Source organism: Frankia sp. CeD (assembly GCF_000732115.1).
In the GTDB taxonomy this organism is placed as follows: Bacteria; Actinomycetota; Actinomycetes; order Frankiales; family Frankiaceae; genus Frankia; species Frankia casuarinae.
Window position 1 is genome coordinate 1 of record NZ_JPGU01000022.1, and the last position, 24,230, is coordinate 24,230.

The 24,230-nt window shown below is 68.6% G+C and carries 21 protein-coding genes and 1 pseudogene (1 of these 22 running past the window's edge); 6 read left to right on the forward strand and 16 right to left on the reverse strand.

Annotated elements, in window-relative coordinates; all coding sequences use genetic code 11:
• The 3 genes from CED_RS13035 to pdhA form a co-directional block, all read right to left on the reverse strand.
• A partial coding sequence (locus tag CED_RS13035) for a biotin/lipoyl-containing protein (RefSeq protein WP_035910936.1) occupies positions 1-417 on the reverse strand: 417 nt, incomplete at its 3' end.
• A gap of 52 nt (positions 418-469) precedes the next feature.
• Positions 470-1,531, reverse strand: a complete 1,062-nt coding sequence (locus CED_RS13040; protein WP_084680787.1) for an alpha-ketoacid dehydrogenase subunit beta — start codon at positions 1,529-1,531, stop codon at positions 470-472.
• Entirely contained in the window at positions 1,528-2,727 is a 1,200-nt protein-coding gene (gene pdhA, locus CED_RS13045) for a pyruvate dehydrogenase (acetyl-transferring) E1 component subunit alpha (RefSeq protein ID WP_011434534.1), read from the reverse strand. The genes CED_RS13040 and pdhA overlap by 4 nt, the downstream gene beginning before the upstream one ends.
• A gap of 126 nt (positions 2,728-2,853) precedes the next feature.
• On the opposite strand from pdhA, the gene CED_RS13050 reads away from it, so the two are divergent.
• Both CED_RS13050 and CED_RS13055 read left to right on the forward strand, forming a co-directional pair.
• A complete protein-coding gene (locus CED_RS13050; protein WP_035911015.1) occupies positions 2,854-3,765 on the forward strand; it encodes an LLM class F420-dependent oxidoreductase in 912 nt (303 codons plus the stop codon).
• 231 nt (positions 3,766-3,996) lie between these two features.
• Complete coding sequence (locus tag CED_RS13055; RefSeq protein ID WP_235187071.1) at positions 3,997-5,118, forward strand: CapA family protein; 1,122 nt, start codon at positions 3,997-3,999, stop codon at positions 5,116-5,118.
• A gap of 153 nt (positions 5,119-5,271) precedes the next feature.
• Here the strand turns inward: CED_RS13055 and CED_RS13060 are convergent, their stop codons facing one another.
• Entirely contained in the window at positions 5,272-5,781 is a 510-nt protein-coding gene (locus CED_RS13060; RefSeq protein WP_369807835.1) for a Fur family transcriptional regulator, read from the reverse strand.
• A 274-nt stretch (positions 5,782-6,055) separates the two neighbouring features.
• On the opposite strand from CED_RS13060, the gene CED_RS26200 reads away from it, so the two are divergent.
• Both CED_RS26200 and CED_RS25325 read left to right on the forward strand, forming a co-directional pair.
• Positions 6,056-6,151: a hypothetical protein gene (locus tag CED_RS26200; RefSeq protein WP_023840601.1), complete on the forward strand. Its 96-nt coding sequence runs from the start codon at positions 6,056-6,058 to the stop codon at positions 6,149-6,151.
• Between the two features lie 391 nt (positions 6,152-6,542).
• Positions 6,543-6,962 carry a hypothetical protein gene (locus tag CED_RS25325; protein ID WP_235187072.1) on the forward strand — a complete coding sequence of 140 codons (420 nt, stop codon included), beginning with the start codon at positions 6,543-6,545 and terminating at the stop codon, positions 6,960-6,962.
• On the opposite strand, the gene CED_RS13070 is transcribed toward CED_RS25325, so the two are convergent.
• From CED_RS13070 to CED_RS13080, 3 genes are all read right to left on the reverse strand, one after another.
• The gene (locus tag CED_RS13070) at positions 6,904-8,535 is read right to left on the reverse strand and encodes a hypothetical protein (RefSeq protein ID WP_232234804.1); all 1,632 of its coding nucleotides are present in this window, start codon (positions 8,533-8,535) and stop codon (positions 6,904-6,906) included. The two genes, CED_RS25325 and CED_RS13070, sit on opposite strands and share 59 nt — an antisense overlap.
• 61 nt (positions 8,536-8,596) lie before the next feature.
• Positions 8,597-9,844 carry a pyridoxal phosphate-dependent aminotransferase gene (locus CED_RS13075; RefSeq protein ID WP_011434540.1) on the reverse strand — a complete coding sequence of 416 codons (1,248 nt, stop codon included), beginning with the start codon at positions 9,842-9,844 and terminating at the stop codon, positions 8,597-8,599.
• 133 nt (positions 9,845-9,977) lie between these two features.
• Positions 9,978-10,160: a hypothetical protein gene (locus tag CED_RS13080; protein WP_035910939.1), complete on the reverse strand. Its 183-nt coding sequence runs from the start codon at positions 10,158-10,160 to the stop codon at positions 9,978-9,980.
• Positions 10,161-10,484: 324 nt separating this feature from the next.
• Between CED_RS13080 and CED_RS13085 the strand changes: the two genes are divergently transcribed.
• On the forward strand, positions 10,485-10,820 hold the full coding sequence (locus CED_RS13085; protein WP_035729259.1) for a type II toxin-antitoxin system VapB family antitoxin: 336 nt from the start codon (positions 10,485-10,487) through the stop codon (positions 10,818-10,820).
• Here the strand turns inward: CED_RS13085 and CED_RS13090 are convergent.
• The 7 genes from CED_RS13090 to CED_RS13125 form a co-directional block, all read right to left on the reverse strand.
• Entirely contained in the window at positions 10,799-11,155 is a 357-nt protein-coding gene (locus CED_RS13090; protein WP_023840606.1) for a hypothetical protein, read from the reverse strand. The genes CED_RS13085 and CED_RS13090 overlap by 22 nt on opposite strands.
• A 122-nt stretch (positions 11,156-11,277) precedes the next feature.
• Entirely contained in the window at positions 11,278-12,648 is a 1,371-nt protein-coding gene (locus CED_RS22630; protein ID WP_369807836.1) for a DUF222 domain-containing protein, read from the reverse strand.
• A 2,317-nt stretch (positions 12,649-14,965) separates the two neighbouring features.
• Positions 14,966-16,114, reverse strand: coding sequence for a S1C family serine protease (locus CED_RS13100; protein ID WP_369807837.1), 1,149 nt, complete (start codon positions 16,112-16,114; stop codon positions 14,966-14,968).
• 730 nt (positions 16,115-16,844) lie between these two features.
• A complete protein-coding gene (gene mscL, locus CED_RS13105; RefSeq protein ID WP_011434546.1) occupies positions 16,845-17,240 on the reverse strand; it encodes a large conductance mechanosensitive channel protein MscL in 396 nt (131 codons plus the stop codon).
• A 1,808-nt stretch (positions 17,241-19,048) separates the two neighbouring features.
• The gene (locus tag CED_RS13115; RefSeq protein WP_035910948.1) at positions 19,049-20,227 is read right to left on the reverse strand and encodes a PHB depolymerase family esterase; all 1,179 of its coding nucleotides are present in this window, start codon (positions 20,225-20,227) and stop codon (positions 19,049-19,051) included.
• Positions 20,228-20,254: 27 nt separating this feature from the next.
• Positions 20,255-20,590, reverse strand: a complete 336-nt coding sequence (locus CED_RS13120; RefSeq protein WP_035911024.1) for a hypothetical protein — start codon at positions 20,588-20,590, stop codon at positions 20,255-20,257.
• Positions 20,591-20,849: 259 nt separating this feature from the next.
• Positions 20,850-21,920 carry a hypothetical protein gene (locus CED_RS13125; RefSeq protein WP_023840612.1) on the reverse strand — a complete coding sequence of 357 codons (1,071 nt, stop codon included), beginning with the start codon at positions 21,918-21,920 and terminating at the stop codon, positions 20,850-20,852.
• A gap of 209 nt (positions 21,921-22,129) precedes the next feature.
• Between CED_RS13125 and CED_RS13130 the strand changes: the two genes are divergently transcribed.
• The gene (locus tag CED_RS13130) at positions 22,130-22,780 is read left to right on the forward strand and encodes a UdgX family uracil-DNA binding protein (protein ID WP_084680792.1); all 651 of its coding nucleotides are present in this window, start codon (positions 22,130-22,132) and stop codon (positions 22,778-22,780) included.
• Between the two features lie 73 nt (positions 22,781-22,853).
• Here CED_RS13130 and CED_RS13135 read toward each other — a convergent pair whose 3' ends face one another.
• Positions 22,854-23,612 (reverse strand): L,D-transpeptidase, encoded by a 759-nt coding sequence (locus tag CED_RS13135; protein WP_035910949.1) that lies wholly within the window; start codon positions 23,610-23,612, stop codon positions 22,854-22,856.
• A pseudogene (locus CED_RS13140) lies at positions 23,609-24,230 on the reverse strand (hypothetical protein) (it continues 179 nt past the right edge of the window). The gene CED_RS13135 and the pseudogene CED_RS13140 overlap by 4 nt, the downstream one beginning before the upstream one ends.

A 24,230-nucleotide genomic window follows, 5' to 3' on the forward strand; every position in this document is an offset into this window, starting at 1 on the left:
AGGTGGTCGTCGAGGGCGGCGCCGGCGGCTCTCGGCCGTCCTCGGTCCATAGCCCACGAGGACGGGGGTGCGCTCGATGCTGCCAGCGTCCCGGGATGTCGGCAGGCTGTTCGCACCCGTCCCGTTCCCACCCGTCCCGTCGGCGTTGGTGTCGGTGTCGACGTAGGTGTCGGTGTCGGCGGTCTGGATGGTCAGCAGGGGTGCGCCGACCGCGAGGGTCGTTCCCTCGGCGCCGTGGGTCTCGACCAGGATCCCGGCGAACGGGCTGGGGACCTCGACGACCGCCTTCGCGGTCTCGACCTCGACGAGGGGCTGGTTCACCGTGACGGTGTCCCCGACCTGGGCAAGCCACCGGACGATGTCCGCCTCGGTCANACCTTCGCCGAGGTCAGGGAGCCGGAACTGTCGCTGCGTCACGGTAACCCCAGTCAGATAGCCGGTTGGTCGGTCCTCATGCTTCTCAGTACGCTCAGTACGCGAAAGAACGGTCCACGGCGTCGAGGATGCGGTCGACGTCGGGGAGGTAGTGATCTTCGAGGCGGGCCGGGGGATACGGGGNGTCGAAGCCGGTGACCCGCAGGACCGGCGCCTCCAGGGAGTAGAACGCCCGCTCCGTCACCCGCGCGGCGACCTCGGCCGACACCGAGACGTTGGACGGTGCCTCATGGACCACGACCAGCCGGCCGGTCCGGCGTACCGAGTCGAGCACGGGTTCCAGGTCCAGGGGTGAGAGCGTCCGCAGGTCGATGACCTCCAGCGACCGGCTGTCGTCCGCCGCGCTGATCTCGGCGGCGTCGAGGCAGGTCCGTACGGTGGGGCCATAGCCGACGAGGGTCGCGTCCGTGCCGGTGCGCACGACCCGGCTGGCGTGCAGCTGGGTGAGCTCGCCCGCGGGCAGTTCGGCGAGGGGGCGCGGGTCGACCACGCCCTTCTCCCAGTACCGCCGTTTCGGTTCGAGGAAGATCACCGGATCGTCGGACCGGATGGCCTGCTGGATCATGTGATGGGCGTCGACCGGGTTCGAGCAGGCGACAACCTTCAGGCCGGCGGTGTGACAGAAGTACGCTTCCGGCGACTCACTGTGATGCTCGACGGCGCCGATCCCGCCGCCGAAGGGGATGCGGATCGTCACCGGCAGCCGGATCCGGCCGGCCGACCGGTAGTGCAGCTTCGCGAGCTGGCTGACGATCTGGTCGAACGCGGGATAGACGAACCCGTCGAACTGGATCTCACAGACCGGCCGGTAACCGCGCATGGCCAGCCCGATCGCCGTGCCGACGATCGCCGACTCGGCCAGCGGGGTGTCGATGACCCGGGCCTCGCCGAACTCCTGTTGCAGCCCGTCGGTCACCCGGAAGACCCCGCCGAGCTTGCCGACGTCCTCCCCCATGATCAAAACCTTGGGATCGGCTGCCATCGCCGAACGCAGCCCGAGGTTCAACGCCTTGGCCATGGTGACCGGGGCGCGGGCAACCCGCTCACCGACCTCGTCGGAGCGCTGCTCCCCGGCGACGACGGCCCCGCTGGTCACCGGTTCCCCTCGGGTACGCCCATCTCGTCCTCCACGCCGGGCCCCTCCACGTCGAACATGGCCGCCAACGCCGATCGCTGGGCCGTCACGAGTTCATTCTCAGCCACCTGCACATGGTCGAACAGGCTGGCCGGGATCGGATCCGGCAGCGCGACGCACTGCGCGCGCAGCTCGTGCGCGAAGGAGTCCGCCTCGATGGCCAGCTGCCGCAGACTCTCCTCGGTGAGCAGGCCCCGCGCCGTCAGGTAGGCGCGCATCCGGTCCAACGGATCACGCCGACGCCACATGTCCAGTTCACCCTTCGGACGGTAGCGGCTGGGATCGTCTGCCGTGGTGTGTGGATTCATCCGGTAGGTCACGGCCTCCACCAGCACCGGACCACGCCCGGCACGCGCGGTCGCCAGGGCCCACCGGGTCACCGCGAGACACGCCAGCACGTCGTTGCCGTCCACCCGCACGCCCGGGAAACCGAAGCCCGCGGCCCGGTGGACGATCTCGATCCGGCTCTGGCGCCGGGCAGGTGCCGAGATGGCCCACTGGTTGTTCTGGCAGAAGAACACCAGCGGGGCGGCGAACACGCTCGCCCATCCGAACGCCTCGCTGACATCGCCCTCGCTTGACGCCCCGTCACCGAAGTACGCAATGGCCGCGTCGTTGGTGCCGTCCCGGGCGATTCCCATCGCGTAGCCGGTGGCATGCAGTGCCTGCGAGCCCACGACGATCGAGTAGAGGGCGCACCCGTGGGTGCCCGGATCCCAGCCACCGAGCGTCGTGCCGCGATAGATCGCCAGGATTTCCCTCGGCCTGACTCCCCGGCACCAGGCCACCCCGTGTTCCCGGTACGACGGGAACACCATGTCGCCGGGCCTCAGCGCCCGGCCGGATCCGACTTGGGCCGCCTCCTGGCCCCGCAGGCTCGCCCACAGCCCCAGCTCGCCCTGGCGCTGCAGGCTGGTCGCCTCCTCATCGAACCGGCGGATGAACACCATGTCCCGATACAGCCCGTACAGGTCGTCGTCGGTCAGGTCGGCGATCTGGGCGGCCAGATCGACGGCTGTCCGGGGCGGGTCCGCTCCCGCGGCGTCCACCCCGCCGGCGCGGGCTCTGGAGGGATCGGGTCCCGGCGCGTCGGGTCCGGCTGCCGTCGTCGTGGACGCGGTGGTGATCCGGTGGCCGGTCGGGGTGAGCAGCTGCATGAGCTCCGTCACACTTGCCAACGATAGACCTTGGACGGACAGTGGCAACCGGATCCGGNGGTCCCGCCGTGACGAGTGACCATCGTTCCTGCTCGGTACGGTTGCGCGGTGACGAGTGCGCAGCACATGAGCCGCCCGCCGGCCCGGCGTGAGATCGGCAAGGTGGGGATCTGGAGTGGCCAGTTCGACTTCTCCCCGGCCGCGGTCGTCCGGGAGGCGGTCGCGGAACTCGACGATCTCGGTTATCCGACGTTGTGGACCGGTGAGGTCAAGGGGCGCGAGGTGCTGGTCACCGCCGCTCTGGCGCTCGCGGCCACCTCCCGGATGACGATCGCGACCGGGATCGCGCAGATCCTCGCCCGTANCCCGCTCACCATGACCGCCGGTCAGCTGGCCCTCGCCGAGGCGTACCCGGACCGGTTCCTGCTCGGGCTCGGGGTGTCCCACGCCGAGCTGATGCACATCCGGGGCGCCTCCTACACGCGCCCACTCGCCCAGATGGCGGCGTACCTCGACGAGATGGACCGGATGGCGGTCGAGCAGTACCGGGCCGTGCCACCGCCCGGTGTCCCGCCACGGGTGCTCGCCGCGCTCGGTCCGAAGATGCTCGGCCTCGCCCGGGACCGGGCCGACGGCGCCCACACCTATTTCGTGCCACCCGAGCACACCGCTGCCGCCCGGGACATCCTTGGGCCCGGCAAGCTGCTCGTCCCCGAGCAGGCGTTCGTCTTGCACACCGATCCGGAACAGGCCCGTGAGCTCGCCCGCCGGCACACCGGGTCCTATCTTCGGCTGCCGAACTACACGACGAACCTGCGGCGCTTCGGGTTCGACGACGACGATCTCGCCGGCTCGGGCTCGGACCGCCTGGTCGACACGATCGTCCCCTGGGGGGACGCGGACGTCCTGCTCGGGCGGATCAAGGAGCATCTCGACGCCGGGGCCGATCAGGTGGCCGTGCAGGTGCTTGACTTCGACCGTCGTGGGCTGCCGCGTCGGCAGTGGCGCGAACTGGCACCGGTGCTGTCGGCACTCTGACTTCGGACGGACCACGGCGGTCGAGTTCGGGATCATGGGAACGGTCGGGACGCGGCCGGTTTGCGAGTGGCTCGTCGTGGCGCGGTCGTCACGGAGGGGGNGCCTGGGGNGGAGCGGGGNGCAGTCAGCCGGCGTGTTCGGTGCGTTCGGCGTGTTCGGCGTGTTCGGCGTGTTCGGTGCAGACGCGGGCGCACGGCCGTCGCCGGTGGCGTCGCCGTCATCGTCGGATTCATGTTCGTGGCCTGCGCCGTGCCCTACGGCGAGGACCATCCGAGGCCGACGCCGACGACTCATGCCGATGGTGCCCCCGTCACCACCGGTCCCTCCGCCTCAGCCGCGGCCACCGGGGGAGCCGGGGGAGCCGGGGGAGCCGGGGGAGCCGCCCCCGTCGGTGACGGCCCGCGGCGGCCGACGGGGCAGCCGGTCACCATCGCCTTCGGCGGCGACATCCACTTCGCGGGTGCTCCCGGTCAGCGGCTCGCCGCCGATCCGCGGACGGCGATCGGACCCATGTCGGCGGCCCTGAGCGCGGCCGATCTTGCGATCGCGAACCTGGAGACGGCGGTGACGGACCGTGGCACCGCGGCCCAGAAGGCGTATGTGTTCCGGGCTTCGCCCACCGCGTTCACCGCGGTACGGGCGGCCGGCATCGACGTTGTCACGATGGCCAACAACCACGGCATGGACTACGGCATCGAAGGCCTGCAGGATTCGCTGCGTTACGCTCGGGAGGCGCACTTCCCGCTCGTCGGCATCGGCGTGGACGACACCGCCGCGTACGCCCCGTACACGACGACGGTCAAGGGGCAGCGTATCGCCGTCCTCGGGGCCACCCAGGTGCTCGACGACGAGTTGATCGCGGCCTGGACGGCGGGTCCGCACAAGCCCGGCCTGGCATCGGCCAAGGAGGTCGATCGGCTGGTGCGAGCCGTGCGGGCCGTGCGGGCCGCGGCGGACACGGTCATCGTCTTCCTGCACTGGGGGACCGAGCAGCAGCAGTGCCCCAACGAGGCACAGCGCGCCCTGCTCCCCCGGCTGGCGGCCGCGGGCGCGGACGTCGTCATCGGGAGCCACGCCCACGTTCTGTTGGGCGCTGGATGGAACTCCGATGGAGTGTACGTCGGCTACGGGTTGGGGAACTTCGTGTTCTATTCCTCCGGCGCCGGCCGGAACACCGAGTCCGGGGTGCTGGAACTGACCGTCGCCGGCCNGGCGGTCACGGCCGCCGCCTGGCTACCCGCCCGGATCGTGGGGGGCATCCCCCAGCCGGTGACCGGTGCCGCGGGAGCCCGGGCCCTGGCGAGTTGGAACGCTCTGCGCGCCTGCACCGGCCTCTCGGCGACGGCACCCTGACCGACGGCTGCGCGCACTGTGCTCCGCCGCGCGCACTGTGCTCCGCCGCGCGCACTGTGCTCCGCCGCGCGCACTGTGCTCCGCCGCGCGCACTGTGCTCCGCCGCGCGCACTGTGCTCCGCCGCGCGCACTGTGCTCCGCCGGGAACCTCGCTCAGGTGGCTGGTCGGGCCGCGCAGATGGTGCAGGTGCCGTAGATCTCCACGGTGTGCACGACGTCGACGAATCCCTCGGCGTTGGCGACCTTGGCGGTCCACGCCTCGATCTCCGGTCCGGCGATCTCCACCGTCCGGCCGCAGGAGCGGCAGACAAGGTGATGGTGATGGTCGTCGGAGGCACAGCGCCGGTAGACCGTCTCACCGTCGTCCCGGCGGATCATGTCGACCTCGCCGCGGTCGGCCAGCACCTGCAGATGGCGGTACACTGTCGTGAGCCCGACCGCGGCGCCCTGCGCCCGTAGCCGGGCGTGCAGATCCTGGGCGCTGGTAAAGGCGTCGGTCTCGGCAAGCGCGGCGGAGACGGCGTCGCCCTGCCGGGTGGCACGCACGGCCGTCCCCCGGCTCGGCGCCGGACGGCGCTCCACCGTCTCATCCCGATGGTTGCAGGGGTCGCGGGCCGGCCGGCCCGCGCCGGCCGACCTGGTGTCGTTCCCCGCGGTGCTCACGTTGCTCCCTTCGCCGCCGTTCAGGCTGTCTGGTCGGTTCAGTCTGTTGCCGGAGGCGCCCTTACCGTCCGTGCCTCTCATCCCGACTGTGCCGTCCGTCCCGCCCGGGGTGCGCGCCAGCCGTGGGGTCGGCTCGGACCCATGAGCTTCTTGGGGTGTACGGGCCACGTTCTCACTTTCTCATCTCCTCGTCGCGCTGGGCGTGCCTGTCGATGGGAATGGGCACGCGTCCGTTTGTCATTATTGAAAATGGTTTTCATCTCGGAGGCGCTGGGTGTGGCACGACTCCGCCGGTGGCGAGCAGTACCGGCGTTTCGTCTCGATCGGAGCGCAGGTGCTCAACCAGAAACCCGAACTCGCCAACTGCTGACGGCCGCACGCTGACGGTCGCACCCACCGATGATCTGCAACACTCCGAGGCATAACCTTCGCCCAGAGTAGATCCAGGACGGAGGGATGCATGGCGGGGCGTAGCGGCCGACCTGGGTGGTTGCGGGAACCGGATCCGCTCCAGAACCCCCTCGGTAGTCGGCTCGCCATCCTCGGCGCGATCGTGTTGGTGATCGGCGGGGGNGCGGCGACCCTGGCGGGCGGTGCGGATCCGGCGTCCGGGCTGCCCACGTCCACCGCTGGCGATTCTGTGTCCACCGCGAACGATTCTGTGTCCACCGCTGGCGATTCTGTGTCCACCGCGAACGATTCTGTGTCCACCGCTGGCGATTCTGTGTCCACCGCGAACGANGTCCACCGCTGGCGATTCTGTGTCCACCGCGAACGACTCTGCCGAGCTGGCCTCCTGGTACCACGGCAGCGAGGGTCTGCGGGCCCGGGTCGCCACGGACGTCGCGGCGGCCCGGGCGTATCTGGCCGCCCAGGACGGCGCTTCCCTGCAGCCCGTCTGTGTCTCCCTCGGCACCGACACGCAGGCGGCGCTGACCGCGCCGGTGCCGCCGACCGTGGCCGCGCAGGCGCGGTTCGATGCCGGCGGCAGGGACTACGCCGCCGCTGCGGCGTCCTGCAAGCAGCTCTTCGATGGCACCCGGATCCAGGTCGGCGTGCTGCAGCAGCGCATCGCGGCGTCGTTGGCGGACGGTGACCGGGAATGGGGGGCACTGGCCGCTCTCATCGGACAGCCGATGGCGACCGCGAGTCCCCCCGCGGCGTCGGGGCGCAGCGGGTGAGGCCGTGCAGGGTGCCGGTGAGCGGAAAGGTCCGGATCTCTTGCTCACACCATCCGGCCTGCCGCAGGGACGCGAGTTCGGCGGCCGTGCCCCGGAGGTCGTAGGCGAGGATGAACAGCAGGATCCGGTTCGGCGGTTGCGGGCGGCTGCGGATCGCGCTGTCCGCGCCGTCCGCGCCGTCCTTCCCGATCACGCTCAGGAAGGTCGTCGCCGATCGGGGTACCCGGGGCCCGACCGGCGGTTCCCCGGACGATGCGTCGTCGCTGAGGTCCATGGCGTAGAGCCAGCCCGCCCGTGCCAGTCGGCCGCCGACGATGACGAGATCGCCCGCCCGATACTCGGCGCGGGCGGCGATCGTCGCGTCGACCATGGCCTCGATCGGACGGGGATCGTGGCGTTCGTCCCATAGCGTGACGGTCCCGCCGACCGCGCAGACCGGCATCACCGCCAGCGCGATCAGGCCGACGGCCGCGGGAAGCCGCGCCGGCCCAACCAGCCTGGCTGTCTGGGCCGTGCGGGCCAGGTCGGCGACGCCGACCGCGACGATGATGGCGAGCAACGGAACCAGAAACAGGTTGGTCCGACAGGCCCCGAAGGGCCAGTAGCGTCCGGCGCTGGCCGCGAGTTGGAGCAGTTCGGCGCCGACCAAGGCGACGATAAGGATCATCCCGTCGGGGCGCCGGCGCAGTACCCGGACTCCGAGCGCCAGCGCAACCGCCGTGGCCGTCCCGACGAGCAGGGTCGGGAGGCGATGCCCCTCGAGGAGGGAGTGCACCAGATTGGGGTCATAACGGTCGATCCCGGGCGGGACGCCACCGAGAATCGCGCCGGTCTGTTCGAGCGTGAACCGCAGGCCGCCAAGGATCCCTCGACCGGCGAGGAAGTGATCGTCCCAGAAATGGCTCGCCCGTTGGCTGGACTGGTGCGCCACAAAGATCATCATGTGGGTGCCGGTCAGGAGGAGGGCGGGGCCCACCCGTCCGGCGGTGCGCACCACGGTGCGTCGGGGCACCGCGCGGACCAGGTCGTAGCCAGCGAGGGGAACCAGCAGAAACACCGCTGGCAGCGACAGCAGCGCCAGCGCCCCGGCCGCGGTCCGGCGTGGGAGCGTGGCCTGTCCCGTCCACAGCGCGACCACCGCGAGGGTGACCACCGCATCGAGGACGTAGGGCTTGAGCTGCGTGCCGGTGTCGACGACGGTGCCGGCGAGGGCGGTCGTCACCGTGGCGGCCACGGCCGGTACCCGGCCGGTGAACCGCCGCGCGAGCAGGAAGCCGCCCGTAGCGAGAAGCGGTAGCCAGATTCCCGCTCCGACGAGCCGGAGCGACCAGCTGTGCCAGCCGAGGATGGTCCCGGTCAGCCGGGTCAGTGCCAGTGAGCCGACCGAGGACGGGGTGTTGGCCGCCGTCAGCTCCGACCAGAACGTCGGCCACGGTTCCCCCGCGAAGTGCGGGCGCCACAGCTCGTCGTACCAGAGCGGACGATCGATCCGGGCTCGCAGCGCGATCTGCACCCCGATCGTGGCGGCGACCAGTAGACCCACGAGCAGGACGTCGCCATGCCGTTTTTCCACAGGTTGTCCACAGGACACTGGCGTCCTGTGGACAACCTCCCCGATGGTGTCGATTGCTCCGTCAGTTCCGTCGTTGGGAGGGGCACTGTTGTTGGGAGGGGCGTTTGTAGGAGGCCAGGAAGCGATCGATCCGGCCGATGGCGTCCGTGAGATCGTCCACCGCGGGCAGGGTCACGATCCGGACATGGTCGGGATGCGGCCAGTTGAAGCCGCTGCCCTGGACGAGCAGGATCTTCTCGGCCAACAGCAGATCGAGGACGAAGCGCTCGTCGTCCCGGATCGGGTAGACGGCGGGGTCCAGCCGGGGGAAGGCGTACAGCGCCCCCCGCGGCGGGACGCACGACACCCCGGGGATGTCGTTGAGGAGCTTCACGACCGTGTCTCGTTGTTCGCGCAGCCGGCCGCCGGGCAGGACGAGGTCCCCTGCGCCGCCGTCCTCCGTGAGGGCGGCGACCGTGGCGAACTGCCCGGGCGCGTTGGCGCACAGGCGCATGTTCGCGAGGATGTTCACTCCCTCGATGTAGCTCGAGGCGTGGCCGCGCGGACCGGACATCACCATCCACCCGGCCCGGAACCCGGCCAGCCGATAGGACTTCGACAGCCCGTTGAAGGTCATGCAGACCAGGTCCGGCGCGAGCGCTGCGGTCGCGATGTGCTCGGCGTCCTCGTAGAGGATCCGGTCGTAGATCTCATCGGACAGCAGCATCAGGTGGTGGCGGCGGGCGACCTCGACGATGTTCTCCAGCACCTGCCGGTCGTAGACGGCACCAGTCGGGTTGTTCGGGTTGATGACGACGATCGCTCGTGTCCGCGGGGTGACCTTGGCGGCGATGTCGTCGAGGTCGGGCGCCCAGCCGGCGGACTCGTCGCAGAGGTAGTGCACGGGCCGGCCACCGCACAGGCTGACCACGGCCGTCCACAGTGGATAGTCGGGCGCGGGGAGCAGCACCTCGTCGCCGTTGTTGAGCAACGCCTGCAACGACATCATGATCAGTTCGGAGACGCCGTTGCCGAGGTAGACCCCGCCGGGGTCGATGCCGGTGACCCCCTTGCGGAGGTGATAGCGCACGACCGCTTCCCGGGCGGCGAGTAGTCCCTTGGAGTCGCTGTAACCCTGTGCATCCGCAAGGTTTGCCACGACGGCCTCGAGTACCTCCGGCGGTGCGGAGAAGCCGAACGGCGCGGGATTGCCGATGTTCAGCTTGAGGATGCGCGACCCCGCAGCTTCCAGCCGGGTCGCTTCGTCGAGGACAGGCCCACGGACGTCGTAGCAGACGTCGGCGAGCTTGTCGGACTGGGTGAACTCCATCTGCCCAGGGTAGGTGGGCTGTCCAGCGGATTTTCGACCGGTCGGCGGCGTGCCGGCGAGTTCACCCCGAGGGAGTGACTCCGAACTCGACGGTTGCGTGCTCGTCCGGCCTGATCGGCTGATCCCTGTCCGGTCACCGAGAGCCGTGCCGCTCCTTGGCACGAAGATTGACGATATTCGCCTTGAGATCGATCGTATCGATGAGACCGATCTTGACCTGTGATGGAGCTGGAGTCACCTGCACTCCGGTCACCTGCACTCCGGCAATCTTGTCACCGGTCGCCGCAGGTTTCCCGTGCCGGGCAAGCTGCGGCATCTGGTGAGATCAGGTGAATACGCACTGATCAGATCCGGTTCGGCAAGCGCACACGTGGAGAGGTCGATGCGTCGACCGGCGTCTGGAGGCGGGCAGAGCACGACGTCGTCCATGGAATCTCCTTGGCATCAGGTTAAGCTTACTTAAGTCATGCCTGGCTGTGAGATCGGGAGAAGGGGTGCCAGCTGGGGGCATCTGACCTGCAGCCGTGGTCCGGGTGTCCACGCGGCTCGATGCTGCGGGGCCACCGGGGTCTTATAGGAGGGGCGGGGATTCTAGGCTGTCGTGGTCGGAGAATGTCTCGCCCTCGAGGAGGAGGTGCCGGTGATCTTCAGATTGGTCGGAGACGGTCGCCCGTACCCCGAGCACGGCCTTGGCCAGCGGGACTGGGCGGCCATTCCCCCTCGCCAGGTTCGGCTTGACCAGCTCGTCACCACCAAGCGAGTGCTCGCACTCGATGTTCTCCTCGATGAGGACTCGACCTTCTACGGTGACCTCTTCCCTCACGTCGTCGAGTGGGACGGAGCCCTCTACCTGGAGGATGGCCTGCACCGTGCTGTACGGGCCGCGCTGCAGCAGCGCACGTCCATACACGCCCGCGTCTACGTTCTGACCGGCCCGGCCCTGACCGGTCCGGCTCAGTCGTCGGCGGCGCGGTAGATGACGAAGACGTCCTTGCCGACCCTGGCGAAGAGGTAGCGCGGACAGTCTGATGTCGGACGGTACGCCATGATCGGGCGGAACACCGGTGACCGCCTGACCTCCTTGAGGCTGCCACCTGCCATCTGGCGTGCACGGCTTCCTGCGATGTCCAGCTCGTCTGAACGCTTGTACCATCCGCCGCAGTAGCGGATCTCGTCCGGTCGTGATGTCCACGCGGGGGTGCGGAAGAACCACATCAGATACACCGTCCGCATCAGCAGCACAAGCAGCAGGATGATGAACAGGGCTCGGATGAAGTTCCCAGCTCGTCCGGGCGCGAGGATGGGGCTCACAAGGTTGGGAGCCTACGGGCATCCCGTTCGTAGCTGAGCATCGGCTCTCGTGTCCCCCCCCCATCGGGTCGCGGTACGCCGAGGCAGACATTTGGATCATGTCCATACCCCCTGGGGGTAATTCAGGCTACTCGTCTTGTCGGGACGGTCTCAGCTGGCGCGGCTGAGGTGTTATCGCTGAGGAGCTCCAACAGATCCGGACCCAGATGCAGCCGTGGCGCCTGCTGCATCAGCGTTCCGTCACGATGGCGGGCGACAATCGAACCGTCGCGTCCGCGCTGCAGAACAATCCGCCTTTCATGAATAGTCCGATGATGAAGGGAGCAGATCAGAACGAGATTATCAAGATCTGTATTTCCGCCTCCGGATGCCCATTCCTTCATATGATGTACCTGGAGCCAGCGGGTATGATGGCAGCCCGGATACTGGCATACCCCTCGGTCGCGTGCATAAATTGCTAGCCGCAATCTCGTGGTTGGGTTTCGGCGGGTGCGACCCAGCATGAGAGGGNTTNCCTTGGNGTCTATAATAAGTGTCCGAAGGAGGCTGTCGCAGGACAGTCTTCGAACGACGTTCGGTAGAACGGGGATATGGTCCTTCACATCACACCTTCGGGTATTCAGTCCATTCCCTTCATGTCGCTGGAGGGGGGATCCATGGTTCTCTCGGCTTGAACCGATAAGTGTATCAATATCTATGTGTACATTTATCGTGTGAGATGTGGAGCTCATCAGCGTGGGAGCGCCGGTGGAGAGGAAAGATTNGGACATAGCCGTCAAGGCATCGGCTTTCATCTCAGGACCTGCGTGTGTTATCGAGGTGTCATTGATCGAGCCCTCGGCATCGGATGTCGTGGAAGAATCTTCCCGGTTAGAGTCTCGGGAGTCGTGCAGGCTTGACATGGCCATGACGAGAGCGCTCTCAATGATCGCACCACGGGCTGGATCGAGGCGGACGGACAGTGAAAATGTTCCATCTTCGTTCCACCGCCAAGAGCACCGCGTATTGTTCGGGCCATCTTCGTCGCGCCCCCCGTTCTCATCTTTTTGATCATGATTGATTTTGGCATGCAAGGACACGAGTCTCTCGAGCTTCTGCGCTGTGCACTGTGCGGCCTGCTCAACCCACCTTGCTTCCGTCTCCGGCTCGGCGACACGTGTTATAGCCCGAACCTTTGAATAGGAGATCTCTCCTTTGGAGAAGGACTCGCGAATGAGGGGAAGGAGTTCTAGTGCTCGGGCGACTCGAAGGTAGTCGTAGCTGGCGCGAAGTCCGAGTCCGCACCGCCAGGACAACCAGTGCGCGCAGGTCGGCATGCCGCTGGCGGACCAACCTTTGCGGCGATCGAAGGCAGCGAGCAGAATCAGCCAACGGCAGGTGGCGGCAGCCAGTCGACCCGCCCAGCTGCAGAGTTCCGTCTCGAGGGCAGGGAGGGGAACCGTCTCCAGATCTTTACCGAACATGTGTTCGATTATGGCGCGCGATGGGACCATCGTCAACCGCGTCTGGTGGGCGAACCATCTCAGCGTAGATCGCGTTATAGATCGTCAGCGGGGGCGACATCGAGAATTCTGTTTGCTTGAGGATGCGGTCGCCACAGCCGCAAGTCATGCGCTGTTCCGCGGTGCGGTCTTCCTCGACGGGCGTAGGGGTTGACGCCGTGGCGAGTGTGACGCAGAATCGACCATGTGTTCGGTTGGCTCCTGTCATCCTTTCAAGTGCGCGGGATTTCAAGTACGCGAGCACAGCCAGAACACGGTGATGATCTTCCGTGAGAGGTAGCCAATTATGCCAGCTCATCGGCGAGAAACTCTGCGGCATATTTCTTTTCGACATACTGGCGGAGAACGGGGCCGGGGACCCTGCGTGGGCAATGCGTGATTATGGCGCCGACGGGTCCGGGACCGAACCGCAGTCCCTTCTAGGCCGAGTATCGGCACTCGGCGGATCTCGGGCCTTTTAACGTCTCTCGACCTGGCAGCTTTTGAGTATGCCCGTACCCACATTGTTGTGCAATGTGTACTAGAGAGAGAAGACTAGATGAAAATGGGCAGCGGTATTGTGATCGTATTGGTGATCCAGCCGCCCGTGCTGGGTGAACTTGTCCCTCCGGTGGAGAAACTGCTGGGGGCAGGTCCGGTACTTGGGCTCCCGGGGTTGCCACTCGGCGGGGACGTCGGCGTCGGAGCGTCCACCCCGGTCGGTGTCGTCGAGGGTGGGGTGCTGGTGGGTGCCGTCGTGGGTCTGCTGGCTGGCGATGGAGCCGTGGTTGGCGGCTGTGTAGGAGTCGTGGTCGGTGGCTCCGTCGTCGGCGTGCGTGGCGCCGGGNCGGTGGATGGCGAGGACGGAGGCGATGTCGCAGGCGTCTTGACAAAAGCAGGGTCGGGACGGTGGGTGGCGGAGGGCGAGGGCTTGCTGACCTGTCGCGCGATGGGCTCCATGAGGTGTGGTTCCAAGCCTCCGGGCGATGCAGCCCGGCTGGTAAACGCTCCGGCAACCGTCGGGACGACTGTCGAGGACGTCGCGGCCGCATTGCTGGGNGCGGCCGCAGGCATGGGCGGACGTATCGCGTCCGGGGTCGGTGCCTGCGTCACCTGCCCCTGCGTCACCTGCGTGATATTCGGCTCGTCCTCCGACAGCAGCTGGGCATCGGAGGTGGGCCAGTTCATGGCCGCCGTGAGGCCGGCGACGGCGATGGCCGTCACCGCGGCGACTGCCACCGCCGACCGCCTGCGCCATCCCGCGCTGCCGCGGCCAGCATGAGTCTGCGGTGCGTCGGTGAGGTCGTTGTCGGAGTCCATGCGCATGAGCGGGAGTACACGCACGGAGTGCGTGGTGGCGGCGATGATGGTTTTCTCGGCGTCGGCGTACCTGTCACCGCTGGGTGGAGCCGTCGGTACCTTGACGAGATTGACCTTCGGTGTCTCCTTGGTGGTCTCGCCGACTTCGCTCTCAGTATCGGCTGCCGCTGCCGCTGCCGCTGCCCGCCGACTGGCGGCTGAGGCTGCGGCTACAGCCGCGACAGCGGCGCGATCGAAGGTGCGCGCGAGGCCGACCCGCAGACTCGCTGGCGCCGGAACCACGGCACCGGCGAGGAGCTCTTCGGGCGAGACTCCATGGGGTACCGGGATGCTGCGCGCCTGGGGCGATCCAGACCAGGCCAGAGCGCTTCCTCGAGCAAGCTCGAGTAGCCAGGACCGCAGCCGGGTGGGATCGCTCAGAGGATTTAGACGAGTGCGGGCGACGAGGGCGAACGCCGTCCCGGCCGCTGCGCGGGCCACGGTGGGATCGCCCAGAATCAGCAGGCACATCGAGAAGACATCATCGGCGTACAGATCGTAGAGATCGTCGAACGCCTGTCGGTCACCACGTCGGACACGGGCCACCAGGTCCGCGTCGTCGTCCATACTCAGCTTCTCCCCGGGGACTAGCGGCGGCCCCGGAACGGGCCGGCATCGCCCCATCGGTAGCCCGGTGAGGCAGTCCCAATGCTAGAAGTTCGTCCCCCGCAGCGGGTGAACGTCGTGAAGATTTTGTTGTCGCCGATTCGACAGTCGATAACGCTTGACTACTGATGCCGTCGCACTTTGATCCTCATCGACTACGGCTGGTTACTTTGCCTGGTAGGTCCCACGGCAGGGTGGCCATGTCCCGTCGGAGACGGGACCAATCCGCCATGGACGAATCTGCCTTCAATGAGTATAAGTCGAAATCTGTCACCAATTCGGCGGAACCGGCGTTCGGAACCGGACCGGCCATTCGCGGCCTTCCGCCGGATGGCACCATGCTTCTTGCGGGTCGGGACATAGCTCAGGATGCCGGTGGTTGTTGGGCGAGCCGGGCCTTGACGGTGCCGCTCTGTCCATCACGGGTATAGGTCACTTCCACCTCGTCGCCGATGGCGTGGGACCGGACCGCCGCGATGAGGGAGTCGACGTCGTTGACGGCACGGTTGCCGACCTTCGTGATGACGTCGCCGGTGCGAAGGCCGGCCCTTTCGGCGGGTCCACCCGGAACCATGGAGCGGATCTGTGCACCGTTGCCGCTGGAGGCGGTGGAGCGGGTGTTCTCCTCCGCGGTGGAGGCGCTGACGCCCAGGTACGGGTGCCGGGCGCTTCCCGTGGAGATCAACTGGGTGGCCACCGACTCGGCATAGTTGCCCGGAATAGCGAAACCGACGCCGATGTTGCCGGACTGCTGGCCGCCACCGAAGGGACTTCCACCACCCACGGTCGCGATCGCGCTGTTCACGCCGATGATCTCGCCGCGACTGTTGACCAGCGGACCACCGGAGTTACCGGGGTTGATCGATGCGTCGGTCTGGATTGCGTCGAGCACGGTGTTCTGCTGATCCCGCACGGTTGAATCCCCGGTGCGCACCGGGCGATGCACGGCACTGACGATGCCGGACGTGACCGTACCGTTCAGCCCGAGCGGACTGCCGACCGCTACCACCAGTTCCCCGATGTTCAGCGTGTCGGAATTGCCGAACGTGGCCGCAGTGAGACCGGTGGCATTGATTTTGATCATCGNGAGGTCCGAGCTCGGATCCGTGCCTACGACCTGCGCATCGAAGGTACGACCGTCCTGCAGGGTGACCGTCAGCGAACCGCCGTTCGCGGCACCCGAGACCACATGGTTGTTCGTCAGGATATGCCCGTCCGAACGGATGATGGTGCCGGAGCCGGTGCCCGACTCGCTGCTCGATTCCTNGGAGATTGTCACGACACTCNGCAGGATCTTCTGCGCCGCGGCCGACACGGTGTTCGCGGCTGCCGGCGACGTTCCACCGGAACTGTCCACGGTGTTGTGCAGACCGGCGGATGTGACGATGGTCTGCCCCCCGTTGTTATCGGCGACCAGCGCTCCGACACCGCCACCTACACCAGCTGAGACCAGGGCAATGGCGAGTCCGGCGGCGACGAGCCGCCGTCGGCGCCAAGGCGGCGAGGCGGCCATGGTTGTCCCGTTGCCGTAGAGGTCCTGGGCGGGTGGCGAGCCGGCGCCGCTCGGGGAACTCCACGGCGGTCCCCAGGAATGCCCTCCGGTCGGGGGTCCCGCGGGGGGGCCCGCGGGGCCGGCCGCGCCGTTCAGAGCTCTCGGGGCAGCGGGACCACTGGGTGGCGGGCCTGAAGGTGGTCCCCACGGGCCGCCGGGCGGCGCCGCCGGAGGTGGGCTTCCCGCGGAGAACGCGGCCTGCTGCTGGCTGGCCTGGGACGGCCCGGCCGGGTACGGAGAATCCGGATACGGACGAGGATCCCCATGCGGGGGATGGGGATTCGGATACTGAGGATGCTGGCCGGAGGATGGCCCCAGCGCCGGCGGTTGGCTGTACGGCGAGCCGGGCGGACGGGAAGGCGGGCCCGCCGGGAGGTCGGGTTCGGAGCTGGCGGGACCAGCCGGGNGAGCTTGGCCGGCTGGTGTCCCGGCCGCGCTGCCGATGGGCGGAGCCCAGGGGGNGGGGGAGTCATGCCCGGCGCCGGACCCCTCCCTGCCGCCGCCCCCGGGGGCGGCCTCGGCGCTACTGCTGAAGGGGAGACGCGGTGTCATGGTAGGCACTTTCCCTTGAAAGCCTGAGCGATTCCTGAATGCCGACCAACGTTCGGGTAAGCGATCCGGCGTGGAGCCGCGCCGCGCCGGGTCGGCCCGACCCGGGCCGACCCGGCCCGGCCCGGCTGGGTCAGCTGGGTCAGCCGGTGGGACGGTGTTCCGCCAGTAGATCACGAATTTCCGTGAGCAGGCGTGCCTCGTCGGTGAGTGCCGGGTCCTCCTCCGGCGGGACCTGCCCCCGCGTCCGCCGCTCGTTGATGGTGTTCAGGGGGAGTACTACCACGAAGTAGATCACTGTAGCGACTGAGAGGAATGCGATGACGCTGTTGATGAACTCGCCGTACCGAAACACGCTGCCGTTGATGGTGAAGGTGAGGGCCGAGAAGTCGGGTTTGCCGAAGATCGCGGCGATCAGCGGGGTGAAGATGGTCTTCACCAGCGACGTCACCACTGCGGTGAAGGCGGTGCCGACCATGACCGCGACCGCCAGGTCGACGACGTTCCCTCGCATCAGGAACTGCCTGAAGCCCTTCATGTGGCGTCCCCCCTGAAATATGTGCCTGATGACATGGGAGGATATCGACGCAGATCAGTGGGTGACCGGCGAGGTGCCTGGCCGATCCCTTTACGCCTTCGGGGGGCTACTGTCAACTAAGCTCGCGCAACGTCGACGCAACGCCGTGGTACACCGGTGGCACGGGTGGACGCAAGCGGAGCTCGGGATCGGAGGTCGTCTGGTGACGGACGGTGTGCGACGGACCGAGTGGGACGACGACGACCGGCAGTCTCCCTACTATCAGGGGAGCGGCAGGGGTCCCTCGATGGAGCCGTACCAACCAGCGGGGCCGGATCCGCGGCCTAGCGGCTACGGCCCTCCGACCGGGCNATATGACGCCGCGGGCCCGGTGACCGGGCCCTNCCACCCGGTACCGGCGAGCCATGGCGATCCCGGCCATGGCGATCCCGGCCATGGCAGTCCACGTCAGGGCAGTTCGATACAGCCCGAGGATATCGATTCCCCGTCCACCGGCACCTCGATGCGCCGGGCGCTCGNCCCGCCCGCTCGGNCCGCTCGGACCGCTCGGACCGCTCGGGCTGAGAGCCCGNGGNCCCGAGCCGTTCCTGGTTCCACTCCCACTCCCGCACCCGCACCCGGTTCCACTCCCGGGCGTCGACCACCCGGATGGGCTACCGATGGAAGGTCGGCTCCACGAGGTGGACCGGATCGGCAGAATGAGGTCGGTCTGCCGCGGGCCAGAACGGCGATGCCGACACGTCGGGCCGACGGTGCCTCCACAGGCGGTCCGCCGACCGGCGGCGCCGGGATGAGAGACGGTGGAACAGGCCCGCGGATGCCCTACGGCAGGGATGCCGGCGACGACCTCGGACTCGACCGACGCCATGCCGACCGCACCGATCCTGATCGGCCCGGTCGGCCCGGTCGGCCCGGTCGGCCCGAGGCTTACCCGCCGGGCGCGGGGCGGAGCCGGCCGAGTCCGGCGCGGTTCGGAGCCGATCAGCGGGTCGCGGCGCGTCGCTCGGGGAGCCTGGCCTCCGCCGCGGGCACAGCCGATTTCCCCGACGNTGACGACGCTCGCGATTCCCGACAGGGAGATCGTGATTCCGACACCATGCCTTTCCTGCATCGGGTCGGGGTGGCCCTGGTGGTGCTGGCCGTGGCACTCGGGGTGGGCGTCGGGGCNGGTGCCGTCTGGGAAAAGGTCCGGCCCAGCGGCCGGACCGCCAATGCGGCCCCGGCGCCGACGGCAGCATCGTCCGGCGGCCCCGCAGCGGCCGCGCCCAGCCCAAGCACAGGGGCGGCTGGCGGTCAGGCAGCTGGCGGTCAGGCGGCTGCGGGCCAGATCGCGGTGCCGGCGGACTGGACCTCGTTCACCGACACTGTGCAGAAGGCCACCTTCTCCCACCCGCCCGTGTGGAAGCAGCGGCGCGACAACACCGGCATCTTCTACGGCGAGCCCGGCACCGTCTCGGAGTACGGACCGCAGATGATCGGGGTGGCCCGGGTCGCGGTGCAGGATCCGGTGGCAGCGCTCACGCAGGTCCAGTCCGCCGAGTTCAACACGGTCCCCGGTCTGACCAGGGACCATTCCGGTCCGGCGACGGACACCAGCGATCAGCCCACCCAGGAACTTGCCGGCTCGTACGACCGGGAGGGGCAGCGGGTCTCCTACCTCATGCGCACGGTGTCGGTGGCCGGTGCCGTGTACGTGCTCATCGCGCGAGTGTCGACCAACGTCCTGGCGTCGCTCAACACGCTGATGGGCGCACTGCGGTCGTCGTTCGCGCCGGCCTGATCCGTCCCCGCCGGCTGGCCGTCATGGGTCACATCCGTGGGCCGGGCCGCGCGGAACGGGCCGGAGCCAGCAGATTCCAGATCACCCTGCCCGTGGCGAAGGCGGCCGGTCCGGAGACGGCCGGCCAGCCGTGGGCCAAGGCGGGCAGCAGGAACTGCACGACCCGGGCCGAGGAGGCACAGGGGGTCTCCTTGCGCAGGGCGACGGCCGGTGACGTCACTGCGGTCGAATTCGCGGGCACACCCGGGACGGCACTCGGCATCAGGACCCGCGGGGCGGCGTTCACCGGCGCGCTTGCCGGGTTCACCGGCGCGCTTGCCGGGTGCACTGGGGGCACGGCGACGGGCGCGGCCACGTCCGCATCCGTTCCAACGCTCAGCGCGGACGGTGATGCCACCGGAGCGTGCCATGGCACGCCGGCCGAATCCGTGAGGACAGTGTCCGTAGGCCGGCTCGGGACGGGGCAGCGATCCACCGACCGGAACGGGATCATGCTCTCCTCGACCGACGTGATCGCGGTCCGTAGCACCGGCGACCAGGGGGTCCCCTGGTAGGGGATATGGCCGTCCGCCCCGCCGTGGACGTCCACGACGGTCAGTGGGGCGCCCGGATGGCAGTCCGACACCTGACGGCTGGCCGCCACGACGGCGATGCCCGCGAGTTCGTCTCCGTGTTCGCAGGCGTACCGGTAGGCCAGCATGCCACCGTTGGACAGACCGATCAGGCTGACCCTGTTCCGGTCGATCGGGTAGTGCTCGCTNAGATGCGCGATCAACGCGCGTAGCCAGCCGACGTCATCGGTATGGTTGGTCACGGCGGGNTCGCAGCAGGNTCCAGCGTTCCATGCCCTGTTGAGGCCGTCCGGGTACACGACGGCGAGGCCGGCGGTACGGGCGAGGCCGTCCAGGTCCCAGTGCTGCTCGGGATCCGTGCCGTCGTAGTACAGGCTGTGCAGCGCCACGAGCAGGGGATAGGGCTTCGGGGCGTCGGACGGGGGCAGGGTCACCCGGATGTGGGCGCCCCGTCCGGAGCGTTCGAATGCATCGGGACCCGTGGTCGGCGCGGGGGTGGCGGCCAGGACCACATGACCACGTCGGGGACCCTCCAGCACGCCGCAGCCGGACGTCGTCAGCAGAANGGGAACCAGGAGGGCGAGGAGCCAGGCCGCGGCGACGCGGCGGCGACGGACGGCTGGCACGAGGGCCATTCTGACGCGCGTCCAGCGCCCCGGGCGTCACCGGTGTCGGTGATTGCTCTTCGTGTTCGATCTACTACGAGCGAGATCGCCTTCGGGGGCGCGGACCACATTGAGTCTGGGACGATCCGCGTCGGAAGGTACCCAGCGGCCCGATGACCGTGCCTCCGTGTTCTCCGCGGCCGTGCGGTAACGGTCGAACGCCTCCTGGGCGCGGCTTTCCAGATCGNCCACGAGAGNGAGTGNCTCGCGTNCCCGCCGCTCCCCGGCGGGACCGGCGGCGAGCAGGTCCGACAGACAGTTGTCCACGGCACGCCGCGCCGCCAGCCAGCCGAGGAGCAGTCGGGAGCGCTCCATATCCGAGAGCTCGTCCACCGAGATGTCCCTCCGCTCGCCACTCGTGACGTTGATGAGGTTTCCGCCGTGAGGATCGGCCACATGCGGACCGATCCGGCGGGGTCCCCTGGCTGGGTCAGGTGTCCGGGTCAGGGCGATATGCGTGGTCGAGGTCAGTGACCGACTTTTACCGTCCGTCCTCTTCCAGAGTGCCCCACCTGGGGCCCGAACGCGCCGCAGTTCGCCGAACGCACATCCACCGGTCGACGCGACCGGGACGTGGGGGACGGACCACACGTTACGTGGGTCCCCCCGGAAGCGGTCGGTCGGCGGTCGGCGGGGGCTCGTCCACCGCGGACGGTGGAGGTCGTTCGGAGGAGCCGGTTTTGGACAGTGGTCCCTCACCCGGTGGCGGGATCGGGGGTCGGGGCGAGGCGACGGCCGGCGGTGGCAGCGGCTGTTTCGGCGCGTGTGCCGAGGAGTCTGTGTGTCCCGGGGAGTCTGCGTGCCTCGGGGAGTCTGTGTGCCTCGGGGAGTCTGTGTGTCCCGGGGAGTCTGCGTGTCCCCGGGAGGTGTGTGGGCTCGGGGGACCGGTGGGACCGGCGGGACCCGGGAAGCCGTGGGGTGTGGACGGGCGGTGAGAGACCGACGATACCTGGGGCACCGTGGTGGGGCGGCGATCGTGCCACTTCGCCCGAGCCTCGGCGGCGGTGTCCTCGACATGATCGAGGATCTCCTCCCATCGGATCTGCATGGGTCGAATGAGGCCGCCTCCCACGCCGACGACGATCACACCGGTGAGGGAGGCCAGGATCGCCCAGAGGAGCGGTGTGGTGACCGACGTCGCGAGTCCCACCTCGTCCAACGCCGCCTTGCCGAAGGCGACTACGAGCACGGTGGCCACGATGTTGCCGGCCGCCCGTCCGTACGCGAGGTCGCGTAGTGCCTCCGTGACGAAGGTCCGGACGACCCGGCCGAGGCCGACCCCGATCATGATGACCAGCGTCGCGAGCAGGGTGTGGAGCAGCAGAGCGAGTAGATCGGTCACGGTGTCCTCGGCCGCGTTCGGTCCGAAGACCCCCAGCGCGATCCGCAGCACGCCGAGCAGGCCGATGCCCATGAGCACCCGCAGCCCGCCCGCACGCACGCTCGGGGCCGGCTGGTGCAGTAGCCGCGGCAGGCCGGCGCGATCGATGATCCGATCCAGGCCGGCGCGTTCGGTCAACCGGGTGACGAGGCGCGTACCCGCCCGAACCAACAGCCAACCGAGCAGACAGATCGCGAGGAAAAGGCCAATTTTCGGGGCTGTCGCGGCGATTTGCGACCAGGCGTCGGAGAAGCCCCGATCCCACTCCACGGCAAGCGTCACCCGTACAGCACAACAGCAAACGCTGTGTAGTTGAATGATGACACGCCGCNATTTTGTGGGGGTGGTCCCGTGGTTTGCCCCGACCGCCGGGGGCCAGATATCCGGCCCCGGCACCCCCGGCACCCCCGGNACCGGGTTCCCGGCACACCGGGTCTCCCAGGGCTCGTGCGGACGGGCGAGGGCCCGTCCGGTTGAATCGGTGGATGAGCATGCAGCCCGTACACATACCACCACGGGCGGACCTGCCGACCCTGGCGGCGGCCGCCGCCGACTGCCAGGGATGCGACCTCGCACAACTGCCCGGCACCCGCACGGTCTTCGGGGTCGGCCCCGCGCATAGCTGGCTCGCCCTCGTCGGCGAGCAGCCGGGCGACATCGAGGACCGGCGGGGNGTGCCGTTCGTGGGCCCCGCCGGCAAGCTGCTCGACCGGGCCCTCGGCGAGGTGGGACTCGACCGTGCCGAGGTGTACACGACGAACGCCGTCAAGCACTTCCGGTATCGCACCGGCAACGGTCCGCGGCGGATCCATCAGACCCCGGACCTGCGGCATGTCACCGCGTGTCGTCCCTGGCTATCCGCGGAGCTCAACCTCGTTCGGCCGGCGATCGTCGTGATCCTGGGGGCTACGGCCGGCATGTCGCTGCTCGGACCGTCGTTCCGGGTGACGAAGATGCGTGGCCGGCTGCTCCCCGGGCCGGCAGGCTCCGGGGCTCAGCTGCTCGCCACGCTGCATCCCAGTGCGGTGCTANGGGCGGANCCCGCCCGCCGTGACGAGGTCTACGCCGGCTTCGTCAACGATCTGCGGATCGCCGTGGCGGCCCGTCCCACCATGGACCCGTCCGCCTCGGTGGACGCATAGTCCGTCCGGGCCCCGGCGATCCTCCACCGGGAAGGGCCTCGTTACCGATCTTCGTCTAGGTGACGATCTTCGTCTAGGCGACGATGTCGATCGGCGTGCCGAGGGGAACGGTCTGGGCGAGTCTGGTGATCGCGTCGTTGCTCAGGCGGATGCATCCGTGGCTGACGTCCTTGCCGATGAGCTTTGGTTCGTTCGTCCCGTGCACGCCGATGACCGGCTTGTGGCCGCCGAACGAGCTGAGTGATGTCGAGAAGCCGTTGAGCCCGAAGGCATACGGCCCGTACGGACCGTTCGGATCACGCGGCTTGAGCAGCTCCATGAGATAGAAACGCCCGCCCGGCGTCGGGGTGTCGGCGGTGCCGATCCCCACCGGCTCCTCGGCGATCTGCGTCCCGTTGCTGAACACCTGGAGTCGGTGCCTGCTGCGGGAGACAACCAGCCGGTACGGCGTCTCGGACGCGGTGACCTGGTCCGCCTTCAACCATCCGGTGCTGCCGTTCGGCTGCACCGGCAGCAGTACCTGCCACCATCCCGACAGCTTGGCCTGGACGAGGAAGACCCGCTTGACGCCGTTCTCATTCGGACTGGCCAGAGTGGAGGAGGGTTGGGTGTCGGTCGGGGCGCTGTAGACGTCGANGCTGGCACCCACGGCCGTGACCACGGTGCTCTTTCCCTGGCCGAGTCCGGCGGCGGCGGCGAGCTGGTTGCGCACCTGCGGGGAGAGATCGGTGGATGCGTTCCTGGCGCCGTCGCCGCAGCCGGTCAGCACGACGCCACCCAGGATGGCCGCGAGGGCGCCCGCGGCCATCCTGGGACCAGGTCCGGAGCTCATCGCGTGTAGTGCGGATCGGCCGGGACGGCGCTCGTGGCGGCGGGCACCGCGACGGGTAGCGGAGCGGGCGGTGCGAGCGGCGGCGGGGCCGATCCGCCCGTGCAGTTGGAGACACCGACCGTCGGCACGGTCACGAGCAGAACCTTGGTCTTGGCGTCCCAGGGGGAGCCGATTACCGCGAGTGCCTTCGAGGGGAGGTCAACGGTCTGCTTCGGCCCGATGTCCAGAATCCCGCCGTGCAGGCTGGTGTCGAACCAGCCGAATCCAAAGGCCTTGTCCGCGGTGTTCTTCAGTTTCCAGGAGGGGACGGAGCCGTCGCAGGTGAAGGTGAGGAACAACGGGTTGACGTCCATGTCGTCGATGCTGTTGATCTGCTTGTCCAGCGGGACCTTGAAGGGCAGCAGGTCGAGGAAACCATCGAGTGTCGGCTTGCCGGTGCCGTTGGTCGGGGTCGCGGAGGACGCCGCGCTCGCCGTCGCGTCCAGAATCAGAGCCGCGGCGTCGGTGGGCGTGGCGCTCGGCGTGGCGCTCGGATCGAGGCTCGCAGTGGCGGTCGGGCCGGCCGACCCGGTCGGCTTGCCCGCCGAGTCCAGGCCGGCCAACGGCCCTGTCTTCGGG

Bases quoted from the DNA above. Each gene is read 5' to 3' on its own strand.
- pdhA (WP_011434534.1), bottom strand. From the start codon at position 2,727: ATGCAGCTGCTCACCCCGACCGGCCACCGGATCACCACCGCGTCCACG.
- CED_RS13075 (WP_011434540.1), bottom strand. From the start codon at position 9,844: ATGGAGTTCACCCAGTCCGACAAGCTCGCCGACGTCTGCTACGACGTC.
- CED_RS13080 (WP_035910939.1), bottom strand. From the start codon at position 10,160: ATGCCGCAGCTTGCCCGGCACGGGAAACCTGCGGCGACCGGTGACAAG.
- mscL (WP_011434546.1), bottom strand. From the start codon at position 17,240: ATGAAGGGCTTCAGGCAGTTCCTGATGCGAGGGAACGTCGTCGACCTG.